We start from the raw sequence: 10,593 nt of genomic DNA on the forward strand, positions 1-10,593 counted from the left end.
CTACCGTGACGAAAAATGTGACAGGGTCTGGTTGAGCGACTCTCGAAGATCGTCCATCGCAGCCACCGCCTTCGACTGCACCTGCTCCCAGGACGACGCCGTGGCGGAATGAATCTCCTGCGCTTTCTTACTGGCCAGTTCTTTCTTCTTCTCTAATTCCTCAATCGACTTCTGGATATCCGCTCTAGCCGACGCCGACGCATGCTCGACCTGTCCACGCAATTGCGTGATACGCACCTGCATCTCATTCAGCTCCGTTTGCACCTTGCGTTGAAACGCATCTTTCTGCTGAATTGTGTAGTCCTTGGTGGCCGTCACCGCTTCCTTCGCTTCACGGATCACCGTATCGCCTGTCACCGGCTTCTCTGACGCGCCAGCAGCAACGACAACGGGCATGGCAAGCAACCAAATGCCCACAATCCCATACAATATTCCAGACACCGTCTTCATCGCCATCCCCTCCATCCCACCGACACCAGCCTACGCCGCTGAGTATAACTTCCGACTTTCAGAAAGTCACCGTGCCTAGACCCTCTCACGCGACGCACGAGAGCAGAATGGTGTCTCTGCTCTATCTCGTTTGCCTAATTACTCTGGCGCGATTCACCAAACAAGATGAACCAGACTAACCAGATCACATGATTCCAGGCGAAGGGGGAAAAATACGATCAAGTTAATCAGCATCGCGAAGAACCGATCGCGCTCCTACAACCTCTGGCGCTGTTGACTGGTATGCGAATCGGTGAAAGACGGCTCAGCTCGAAACGGCATAGGTCCGTATCGTGCGAGCAAGGAATCTGATAGAGACGGGAGAGGATGGAAGGATCGTTTGGACCAGAAAAATACACTCCTGCGAATCTTCTCTAATCACTGTCCGCCAGGAATCGCGGACAAAACGACGGGAGTATCCCAGCTAGACGTTCGGATGGAGGAGCTCCTGGAATTCGCTCTTTCCTGAACGGGTCTTCAGGAATTGGATGAGCTCGACTCGAAGCGTGCTGTTGAGACGTTGGCGGGCCTCCAGGGGCAGGCGAATAAATTCCACCCCGAACTCATACCCCTTAACCCATTTGATCTTACCAAGCTCAACGGACAGAGCCTGCGGATGGTTGGGAAGCAGGACACTCACACGGACATCACTGCCGCAGAGGACCTCTCGATCGGACATGACCGAGCACCCCATCAGCGACAAGTTGGTCAGGATGCCTTCGGCGACGAATGGGGCTCCGCCGAAAATGACAGGAAAATGGAGCGGGAATCGATGATAGGTCCTGGAATAATGAGGTGGCGCCATCAGACCCTCCGTGATGGCGGATTGTACCGAGGCACAGAGAGTGAGCGATATCCTACCTTTGGAGGGGGCTCTCAGCCTAAAAACATCACGCGTGAGACGCGACAGGTTATGAGGCGGTGATTTCGAGCGTGCAGGCGAGACACAATGTCAGGGGCATCGCGGCGGCAGTGAACAAGGCCGCAAGTTCTTCGGCTGGCATGGCATCAATGCGCACCTGCCCACGTATGTCGGCTGCGACAAGAACCGGGTGGTCATTGATAGCCCTGAGTGCCGCAGCCAGAGCATCACAGCTCTCAATTCCCGATGCCGTCATGGGGAGCACGAGCACACGAATCCGTAGCGGGAGTTCAGGTTTCTTGGCCTTCAAAAACTCCCGCTGAGGAACGGGGGGCATCGTACGAAGATTCGCTTGCACGTCCAGCTTCCAAGGCCAGAGGTACAGACCCATCACATGGTTATCCGGGCGGCCGATGAACACCGCCTGGCCAGTCTCAGCCTGTAACATGTCCCGCAGAGCCGTCAGTTGGATAGATAGTGCCATGGTCAATAGTCCTCACTGCTAAATCTTCCAGGGGCTGCCCTGCCACAAATACGAAAGCCCGAGCAGGCTGTGACGGAAGGCCAGTGTACTCGATCCCATAATAGGTCCCCAAGTGAATTCTCAGGATCTGGAAGGCGCGAGCGAACGAAAGACAGGCACGAACGTGATGAGTGGCTGGCGCGGCAGAGACTGAAGACCCGGCAAATCCCTGCGCCGATTACGCGGCAGAGGCTTGTGTTGTGGAATGCGCCCGTGCGCGCAACGCATGATGTTTCAATTGGCTGACGAGGTAGAACAGGATGGCAAGGTTCACCAGCAGGACGCCGACCCGGAGCATCGACACCTGCTCAATCACTTCGTAGAGTTCGAACGGCAGCAGCAAGCTCGTCGAGACCACCGTCAGATACGCAGCCCAGCTGAACTCCAGCCACAGCCCGATACCTTCCACCAACAACATCCCCGCATAGCCCAGACTGACGATCCCCGCCACCAACACACTATGCGGTTGCAGCGCATCCACCTTCAGAACCAGCGCGTGAATGAGGCGAGAATCGGCATTCAGATGAAGCGCCTCAATCAGAAGGGAGAACAGGGTGGCAATCTCAGCATGCACCAGGTTGAGGAGGCCCAACCCCACAAGGAGCAACAGCAGCCCCTTCACTAGTTTGAACACCGCGATCACGGCCAGGCCGACATTATGGTGCGCGCGCGTCATCATCAGTCGGAGAGACTATCACACAAGAGCATGACCGGGGCACGGTGGATGGCTGGCAATTTTCAAAAAAGACCAATGAAACCCCTAACTCCGCACCCCTCCCAGGAGTGTGAGCAACATGGCCGTCACGTACATCAGGCTGATGCCGACCCATATGCCCAACGCGGCCTGCAGACGGCGAGTCGCGGTATAAGAGATCGTGGTGAGCGAGAGAATGACGTAGAGCAGCGAACCAGCCGCGAGGGTATAAAAGGAGATGGAGAGATAGGGTGAGACACCCTGCCCGCTCAACAGAACTCCGATACAGGTCGGCCCCCCTGCCACTAACCCAAGGAGAAGCACATCCTTCCATTGCACCGGCGTTTTCCCGGCAGCACCGACAATGCCGAACCCTTCCGTGCCGTTGTGCAACGCAAAGCCCCCCACCAGCAACAGGCTGAGGGTCCATTCTCCGCTCCCATAGCTGGCGCCGATGGCGAGCCCTTCGCCAAGGTTGTGAAAGCCCATCCCTATCGCGATCATATAGGGGAGCGTGAGGAATCGGCTGGTGTGGCGGCCACCGAACACCTGCTTCGATTCCAACGCCACGAGACCGACCAGACTTGCGCCAAGACTCACCAGAAAAGCCACCCACGACAACATGTCGCGGGCTCCGCTGAGCTCCACCGCCTCATGCATCAAGTCGAAGAACAGATAGAGCAACACCCCGGTCGCGACACCGATCAATCCGCCTTCCCAGGATCGTGGCAATACCTTCCCAAGCAACAGGGCTGCGCCGATTCCCAGATAGACAGGAATAAGACCGGCAAGGGCACCTAACGCGAATAAGTTCAGCATCGACGGGTTGTATCAGAACGGCAGGGTGAAAGAAAAGATTGAACTTTCAGGACTCGCGACGACAGAAAGCCGCTCAGAAGGATTTGAGACGAAGCGGACATACCATGACAGGGAGTTCAAAAATCACGGTCCCTTCTAACTCCCACGCAGACCGTTTCGCAGACTCGAGCCGATGTGGTCTGGCAGGTCGCGCAGAGGCGGCCATTCTCAGCTTTGGAATACCCGATTGACGCGGCCGGCATGCAATCGAACAACTGGCACCCACTCGTGAACACACATGCAGCAATGAGCACAAGGATACGACCGGACAGAGCCCTCTCCCTGCACAAAGAGACAAACCATAAGCCGCCCGCTTCAGATGCGCTTGGCGGCCCCACGGTCAGACAGGCCCCTCACCCCCTCTGATTCATCATGCCCTTCATGCTGGTTCCATTCACACAGGGTGCCTGTAATACAACTAGTGTTCCGCCTAGGTACGGCACACGCTTTTAAAGTGCATCATGGGATGAATGGGACAGACAGTGCTCCAGGGTACGGATCATCCTCATGACTGAGACCTCACATCCAAAACGATGTGCGTGAGCCATGCCTGTCCGTGAGACCCCAACAGGGGGCAGAGTGCCGTAGAGAACCTTTCATTAATCAAGGAGAGAGACGATGAATCTGAAGAGAACAGTCACAGTAGGCGTTGTCGCAGTCGGACTGATGTGTAGCGCTGGGTATGCTCAGGCAACGGAATCTTCCCAGACTGCCCCCGGCAGCCCCTTTGCTGGAGCTTTCGGCGGCGTGATAGACCTGAGTGTCCCAGGCGGCGTCCGGAACATGAATAATACCGGCGGAACAAAAGCGGAAGCCGCAAAGGCTCAACCGGCTGTCGCAAAAGACAGTGCAGCTACCGGAGCATCAGCAACGACCGCGCCGAGTGCGAGCGGGGCAGCCGGCGCTGCCGGAGCCGCAGCTAAATAAGAACAAAGCGGGTGGGCTCGGCTCTGTGACACATGGAGCCGGGCCCACTTACACCATCCCCTTCGTTTTCCATCCAGCCAGCGACTCAGCGATTTCCCAACAAACCGTCATAAAGAATGAAGGCTGGCGATCGACCACCTGGGCGAGGAGGGTCAGAACCTGCATGCGGGCACGATCGTCAGGAGCGATGTCCTGCGGGGCATTGTTCTGCTCGTGACGTGATAGACAGCCCAGGATGATTCAAGGCGCAGCGGATGTGCCATGGAGCGGGTCTTTACCACTAGGAATGTACGATTCAAGACCTGGCCCCGTTTTTCTGTTCAAGGCGGAGCCGTCAAAAATGTGGACGCAGCCTTGGCAGGGGCACTATTTCGTTTTTGCCTCGGAAGCCCGCAACTGAAAGAACGGACATTGAGGATTGCTTTTGGTGGCTTCTTCACAGTCAGCCAAGGCCTGTAAATACCCCTGATCCTCCAGTCGCCTGGCATCCTGCCGGAGCAGCATCTTGATTCGACTCAATACCACATCATGTGGCAAGGCAGCCGAAGAATGGCATTGCGACAGAGGGACCGAGCTTTGATCACTGGTAGTCGCCTCCAGTGGCGCGACGCCGGTCTTCACATAGTCCTCAAGGAGCAGTTGTCGAAACGGGCAGGTATCAGCGCCTGCATTCTCCCCTCGGGCAGTCGCAACGCAGCTGCCCAGGGCCGTTGCAAAGGCATGATCGCCTTGCTCCTCGACCATCGTTTTCAAACGATGATGAATCTGCAGCAGCTTTCCATGTTGCTGGATCATAAAATCCTCCCTCCTAGGTGGGTTTGAGGCCATCTTAGCATCGACCCAGCCGCACGCCAGCAATTCCCGCTTCTTGCCAACCACGATGATGTCGGTGTTCGTGGAAACTTCATGGTGAAAAGGGATGACGTCGAATGGGAGCGCGTCACGAACCGGTCGAAAGAGAGGCGTAGCGAGATACGAGAGGCGCGCGAAAGAACGGAGGAGGCTATAGGGGCTGCCACCTTCTCGAACCACCGGGTGGCGAGCGCCGCGTCACCCTGCAGCCGCAGCAAAGTCCGTCGATGAACCTCGGCCCTCCCCTTCAGTTCAACCACCCGCCATTCCAACTGCCTCCAGTCGTGCCTCCTGTTCCCCCTCCTCTCCGGATTCTCTGCAGAAGGCTCGCTAAGGCTGAAAGCTGCTCCGAGGATTGGACGCGGTGGGCGGCTGGCACCTTTAAGGGAAGAGCATATGGCTTATAGCTGATAGCCGATGGCTCGGAAGGAACGCCGTTTTCGTGACATGTGAAACGTTTCGGGCTTTTCGATGAGAACCGAGATGTGACTAAAGGCGCTGATGGCTGAAAGCTGATTGCTGATCGCTTCGGTCACGAGAGACCAACGACGCTTCTTTCCGCGCGTGAAGCGTTTCTGATTATTGACGAGAGGCGAACAGGACGCGGTGAGCGAATAGCAAGGCTGCCGCTCAAAACAATTTAGAATGTCCCCGTTTATTGGCTCGCATGCGTGTCCCTGCGGAGATCCAGCTCGCGCTTTTGCGCATCCGTGACCGGGAGGGATTCAGGGGAAGCCACGATGCTATCCCAGATGTCTTCAGCCAGTTGCACTCGCTCAGACACGCTCAACTTCAAGATTTCTTTTAGGGCGAGAGGAGACATGTGCCCATTCTCTCCTTTTTGAGGATACGTGGCAAGCACCCCTCCTGAGAAGAGCGTATGGCCGATAGCAGATGGCCTATGGTCTGCTGGAAAAACCAGGACTGGCGGTCTACATGCTATCAGCTCTTGCCTCCTACTCCCTGCTATCGACCATATGCCATGCGCCATATGCCCCTCATGCTCAGGACGCGACGCAGCGATTTCGCAACGGACCGTCATGAAGAATGAGGGCTAGCGATCAACCACCTGGGCGAGGATGGCCAGAAACTGCGTGCAGTCACGATCATCAAGGACGATGTCCTGCAGGACATTGCTCCGACTCGTGACGTGATAGACAGCCCCGAAAAATTTAAGACGCAGCGGACGTGCCATGGAGGGGGGCTTCAAAGAAAGGCAACCCATTTGCCTTCTCTTTCCGATCTTCATGCATGGCCCTACCAACGACTAGAGGACATTGATAGATCGACATCGCCGACTCGAGACAATAACTGAACCATTTCAGGACCAACCACAGCATCTATTTAGATTCACCACACGTGGACACAGTGAGATCACAACGGAGCATAACTCGATTATTCGCAAGAAAACACGATTACACAAGACGGCATCTGCCTTGCTAGCTAATACATCGTAACTCGACCGTGAAGTGAGTGAGAGGCACATAGCATAGCGTCAGGAGGGCACGATGCCGTTTATCCATATCAAGGGCCGCTTCAAGCCGACTGTAGGAATCCCTGATGGAGACTCGATTCGTTTATGACCAACAACCCGGCACTCTGGAAGAAGAGGGACGGCACTCCTGTTAGACCTGGTGCATCGGATAAGTCAAAGCACAATGCCTAAGCACCATCTCTCGAAGACATTGAAGCCATCAAGACAACAACTTCAAGCATGAACTGGCTCCTGACACCAATTATTGCCCCAGCGTTCATACGTCATCCGTACACACTGAAAAGGAGAAACTTACAATGACAAAATCAGGTCTAAAACCCATAGCTATTTCTACATTTATCATCTTCAGTTCAATGTTAAGTGGGTTACCGACACTGGTCGAAGCGCAGGAGGGAAAAGCTAAGAGTTGCTACCAGCCACGTCCGCTTTTTGGCGACCTAAGCTCTTTGGGACTGGAGAATTGGTCCGTGGGAACTACCCTTGCAACCTCAGTTGCACGGTTCGACTTTAGTAGCAAGAAAGCCGCTCTAGCGACTGGGGCAGGAGCTGGCATTGCCTTTCGGTACTATGGGAAAACCTACCTTGGCAATAAAAGCGAAGCGGCTAAATACGACTTTGATTCGGCAAAACTCAAATCGATCAACACGCATTACGGGAATACGTACGCTGACGACTCAGATGAAGTCTACGTACCCTTATCGTCTATCAAACCAGAGTGTCGCGCAACTACTGCAGATATAGGGAAGGAGCGTGCGGACAAGCTGGCATCTTCCATCTTCTCGATTACCCCGATTGTCTATTACTCCAAACAAACCACGGAAAATGATCTCAGCATCCAGCCGGCACTTATGATCGGTTTCCTGGATGACATTATCAGTATCGGAACGGGATTCAATCTCACGGGGCAAGAGAAAGGCAAAATGTTCTTACTCATGAGCTTAGGATACGGCTTTAAATTTTAGGCCGACCGTACATTGAAACTAGATACCATAATAGAGACTGCCAAATCGTTCTTGCTTACCGCTCACGCTACTGGAGGTCACGGCCAAATGATTCTATGGTTTACTCTTCTTAGCTTACTTGTAACCGTAGGGTGCGGAACAAACTATGGACATGTACCGAGAGCCAACATCGTTATGGTTAACGCAGAGGGTCACCCCGTCGACTCAACAGGTAACGTCGGGTGCAAAACAAATGCGGGCACTTCATGCAATGGGAAACATAGCTCCCTATTTGAGTATCCCCAGCTTACAAGTGACGAATACATAAAACAGCTAGATGAACTTAATCAGGGACTGGAGCAGCACCAAAAGGACAAACAAGGAAACGGCAAATCACTCAAGATCCTCATCTTTATACACGGAGGACTCAATCTACAGACAGAGACAGTTGAACGGGCAACAAGGCTTAGCAAAGTTATTCTGAAAGATAATGATTCAGACACATATCCTATCTTTATCAACTGGCAGTCGTCCCTTTTTCCCAGCTACAACAATCATCTCTTCCACATTCGTCAAGGTGAAGACTGGCGTGATGGCTTATGGAGCTCCCTCGGAGGATACGCGACATCGCCTTTCTACCTCGCAGCAGATCTTACCAGGGCAGTTGTTCGATCCCCAGTAGTCACATTTTTCCAAATCCGCAACGACATCGAAACTGTTCCAGCTTTCAGGCCAATATCGACTCTGTGGTCATCTGATCTTGTGCTCGCACAGGAGGCAGCTTTCGAGGCTCTTTGCAGGCAAACCTCAATTGTCCAGGCTGACTACTCCAGCTCTCCAAATGAGTACACATCGCTACTAAAAAAACGGAGCTTCGATTGCAAACATCAAGATCAATCCCCTAAACACGAGCTAGCAGATCTCAACATTTGGCTGGGAAGAGATGAACGAACTGGCTGGCAAAAGAATACCGCCTTCCTCAAATACTTCGTTACGTTACCAACGAAGCTTGTTATTGCCCCCCTCCTTGACACACTCGGCACCAGCTCATGGGACATCATGCTACGAAGCGTGTCCCAACTATTTCACTATGACGGCGAGCAAGCGATTCATACAAATTTCAGGTCAGCCCCTTCAGACCCCAATGACTATAGACAGACTGGAGCACTCTCGCTGTTTCTCAAGAAATTGGGCTACACAATTTGCGGAAAATCTGCAGCAGAAAAACGATGCAGCAATGAAAAGAATTGGGAAATCACATTGGTCGGACATTCCACCGGATCAATAGTTACACACCATATCATCAGAGAGTTTGGCTACTTACCTATTAGCAACATCGTATACATGGGTGCAGCAAGCACGATCAAAGACTACCAGAACACAATTTTTCCTTATCTTGAGACGAGGAATTTTCAATCAACTGATTCTACGCAGAGAGTGCCCGCAGACACCGAACCTGCTAGGGTGCATAGTACGAGTCTGCCGCTTACACATGCAGAAGGCATTAAGACTCCATCAAAGACCCCTGTTAATGTTTACCATCTAATGCTCCACGAAACTGCCGAGTCTGGCGAGTGGATGAGTGACTTCTTAGATCCTGCCCCCAGAGGTTCGCTTCTCGTATGGCTCGACAGCTTCCTTAGCCATCCGCTAAGCAAAGACGATCGGACCTTGGGCCGCTTTACCAACTTCATCACTGCAGTTCACCACACACCTCAAGAGTTAAGGCCGTACATTTTCGCAACTAAATTTGGTGTTGGCGAAAATCTTAAGAGTCCTCAGAAGCATGGCCACTTTAGCCATTTGAAATTCTGGGATGCTGATTGCTGGAAACCGATAGGAATTTCAAAAGAATGCTTCAAACACTAAACTTCTTAACCGGTACGTCTGTGCACCGCTTCTCGAAATCTATGCACCTGGATACAGGCGACAAACAGGACTGGGTAGAGCGCAGAGCTTAACTGATACCAGCGTTGTCGTCTAAAACGTTCCAGGATTTCAGTGAGAAGCGAGATGCGATTAAAGACGCTGATGACTGAAAGCTGACTGCTGATCACTTCGGTCGCGAGAGACGAACGACGCTTCTTTCCGCTCGTGTTACGTAAGAGGTCAAAGGGGAACCGTTCAAAACTTATTAGCGCAAGACAAACCGGACGCGGTGGGCGGATGGAAGGGCTGCCTCTCAAAATAATTTAGAATGTCCCCATTTCTTGCCCATTCTTTGATGAGCCTCGACATAGGTCTCGCCAGCTATCTTGTAGAAGTCTGAATGTAACGAAAGGAGCCTGCGTAGCCGGTGGAACTGTTCAACGTACAGCTGCTTTGAGAATTCGACCTTTTCGCTACTCTCGCTTGTTGCCTGATCTCCAGTTTCTTCCTTATATCGAATGTAAATATCGATGAGTTCTGGAAAATGAAGAATCGTCTCAACAGCAGCTGCCCTCTCTTCTTCTTTCGTCGGCTCTTTATCCAGATGTTTCGGAAGAACCTTCTTGAAGTAATTGCTAATTTGCGCCCGAAGCTGGTCATTAGGGATTGACTCGGGAAGCCTATCGAAACCTTCAACTAGATCAGTCTTGTTTATCCAAGTATCATCCTTAGTCAGAATATCTGTTGGAGTCAGCAACACATAATCACTGTCTATCCACGGAAGGTCAAACTGCGCGGACTCCCAAGATTCTGTAGCGTAGTTAAACTTCACCTTCTCAACAGAGATCAATCTACGAAGACTTGGATCAATGTTCTTGACTGCAAATCCCTGGGTATATTCACAGATAAAACCTTTAATCAAATTCGTCGTAAAGTCACTGACGCAGATTCAACTCCCCAGTGCATAACATTCAGCCGCGTCTGACCAGAGCCTGAAAGACCTCGTTGGGCGTTTTAAATCCGAGTGATTTTCTAGGTCTACGGTTGAGCAGGCGTTCGACCCTCGCCACCGTCGCCGGGTGG

The 10,593-nt window shown here is 52.8% G+C and carries 12 protein-coding genes; 3 read left to right on the plus strand and 9 right to left on the minus strand.

Annotation, left to right across the window (positions count from 1 at the left end):
* The 5 genes from Q7U76_01785 to Q7U76_01805 all read right to left on the minus strand — a co-directional run bounded on the left by Q7U76_01785 (position 1) and on the right by Q7U76_01805 (position 3,387).
* Positions 1 to 450 carry a hypothetical protein gene (locus Q7U76_01785; protein MDO8355106.1) on the minus strand — a complete coding sequence of 150 codons (450 nt, stop codon included), beginning with the start codon at positions 448 to 450 and terminating at the stop codon, positions 1 to 3.
* Positions 451 to 913: 463 nt separating this feature from the next.
* The gene (locus Q7U76_01790) at positions 914 to 1,294 is read right to left on the minus strand and encodes a PilZ domain-containing protein (protein MDO8355107.1); all 381 of its coding nucleotides are present in this window, start codon (positions 1,292 to 1,294) and stop codon (positions 914 to 916) included.
* A gap of 106 nt (positions 1,295 to 1,400) precedes the next feature.
* A complete protein-coding gene (locus Q7U76_01795; GenBank protein ID MDO8355108.1) occupies positions 1,401 to 1,835 on the minus strand; it encodes a Pvc16 family protein in 435 nt (144 codons plus the stop codon).
* A 217-nt stretch (positions 1,836 to 2,052) separates the two neighbouring features.
* Positions 2,053 to 2,553: a DUF2127 domain-containing protein gene (locus tag Q7U76_01800; protein ID MDO8355109.1), complete on the minus strand. Its 501-nt coding sequence runs from the start codon at positions 2,551 to 2,553 to the stop codon at positions 2,053 to 2,055.
* Positions 2,554 to 2,634: 81 nt separating this feature from the next.
* Positions 2,635 to 3,387, minus strand: coding sequence for a zinc transporter ZupT (locus Q7U76_01805; GenBank protein ID MDO8355110.1), 753 nt, complete (start codon positions 3,385 to 3,387; stop codon positions 2,635 to 2,637).
* A gap of 657 nt (positions 3,388 to 4,044) precedes the next feature.
* Between Q7U76_01805 and Q7U76_01810 the strand changes: the two genes are divergently transcribed.
* Positions 4,045 to 4,353, plus strand: coding sequence for a hypothetical protein (locus Q7U76_01810; GenBank protein MDO8355111.1), 309 nt, complete (start codon positions 4,045 to 4,047; stop codon positions 4,351 to 4,353).
* Positions 4,354 to 4,719: 366 nt separating this feature from the next.
* On the opposite strand, the gene Q7U76_01815 is transcribed toward Q7U76_01810, so the two are convergent.
* The 3 genes from Q7U76_01815 to Q7U76_01825 form a co-directional block, all read right to left on the minus strand.
* On the minus strand, positions 4,720 to 5,148 hold the full coding sequence (locus Q7U76_01815; protein MDO8355112.1) for a hypothetical protein: 429 nt from the start codon (positions 5,146 to 5,148) through the stop codon (positions 4,720 to 4,722).
* Positions 5,149 to 5,860: 712 nt separating this feature from the next.
* A complete protein-coding gene (locus tag Q7U76_01820; protein MDO8355113.1) occupies positions 5,861 to 6,028 on the minus strand; it encodes an addiction module protein in 168 nt (55 codons plus the stop codon).
* Positions 6,029 to 6,259: 231 nt separating this feature from the next.
* On the minus strand, positions 6,260 to 6,400 hold the full coding sequence (locus Q7U76_01825) for a hypothetical protein (protein MDO8355114.1): 141 nt from the start codon (positions 6,398 to 6,400) through the stop codon (positions 6,260 to 6,262).
* Between the two features lie 596 nt (positions 6,401 to 6,996).
* On the opposite strand from Q7U76_01825, the gene Q7U76_01830 reads away from it, so the two are divergent.
* Positions 6,997 to 7,662 carry a hypothetical protein gene (locus tag Q7U76_01830; GenBank protein ID MDO8355115.1) on the plus strand — a complete coding sequence of 222 codons (666 nt, stop codon included), beginning with the start codon at positions 6,997 to 6,999 and terminating at the stop codon, positions 7,660 to 7,662.
* Positions 7,663 to 7,836: 174 nt separating this feature from the next.
* Positions 7,837 to 9,510, plus strand: coding sequence for a hypothetical protein (locus tag Q7U76_01835; GenBank protein MDO8355116.1), 1,674 nt, complete (start codon positions 7,837 to 7,839; stop codon positions 9,508 to 9,510).
* Between the two features lie 313 nt (positions 9,511 to 9,823).
* On the opposite strand, the gene Q7U76_01840 is transcribed toward Q7U76_01835, so the two are convergent.
* A complete protein-coding gene (locus Q7U76_01840; GenBank protein ID MDO8355117.1) occupies positions 9,824 to 10,432 on the minus strand; it encodes a hypothetical protein in 609 nt (202 codons plus the stop codon).
* Positions 10,433 to 10,593: the final 161 nt, after the last annotated feature.

The sequence above is a fragment of the Nitrospirota bacterium genome (assembly GCA_030645475.1).
Lineage (GTDB): Bacteria > Nitrospirota > Nitrospiria > Nitrospirales > Nitrospiraceae > Palsa-1315.

Bases quoted from the DNA above. Each gene is read 5' to 3' on its own strand.
- Q7U76_01790 (MDO8355107.1), bottom strand. From the start codon at position 1,294: ATGGCGCCACCTCATTATTCCAGGACCTATCATCGATTCCCGCTCCAT.
- Q7U76_01825 (MDO8355114.1), bottom strand. From the start codon at position 6,400: ATGGCACGTCCGCTGCGTCTTAAATTTTTCGGGGCTGTCTATCACGTC.
- Q7U76_01830 (MDO8355115.1), top strand. From the start codon at position 6,997: ATGACAAAATCAGGTCTAAAACCCATAGCTATTTCTACATTTATCATC.
- Q7U76_01815 (MDO8355112.1), bottom strand. From the start codon at position 5,148: ATGATCCAGCAACATGGAAAGCTGCTGCAGATTCATCATCGTTTGAAA.
- Q7U76_01785 (MDO8355106.1), bottom strand. From the start codon at position 450: ATGAAGACGGTGTCTGGAATATTGTATGGGATTGTGGGCATTTGGTTG.
- Q7U76_01810 (MDO8355111.1), top strand. From the start codon at position 4,045: ATGAATCTGAAGAGAACAGTCACAGTAGGCGTTGTCGCAGTCGGACTG.
- Q7U76_01795 (MDO8355108.1), bottom strand. From the start codon at position 1,835: ATGGCACTATCTATCCAACTGACGGCTCTGCGGGACATGTTACAGGCT.
- Q7U76_01835 (MDO8355116.1), top strand. From the start codon at position 7,837: ATGGTTAACGCAGAGGGTCACCCCGTCGACTCAACAGGTAACGTCGGG.
- Q7U76_01820 (MDO8355113.1), bottom strand. From the start codon at position 6,028: ATGTCTCCTCTCGCCCTAAAAGAAATCTTGAAGTTGAGCGTGTCTGAG.
- Q7U76_01800 (MDO8355109.1), bottom strand. From the start codon at position 2,553: ATGATGACGCGCGCGCACCATAATGTCGGCCTGGCCGTGATCGCGGTG.
- Q7U76_01805 (MDO8355110.1), bottom strand. From the start codon at position 3,387: ATGCTGAACTTATTCGCGTTAGGTGCCCTTGCCGGTCTTATTCCTGTC.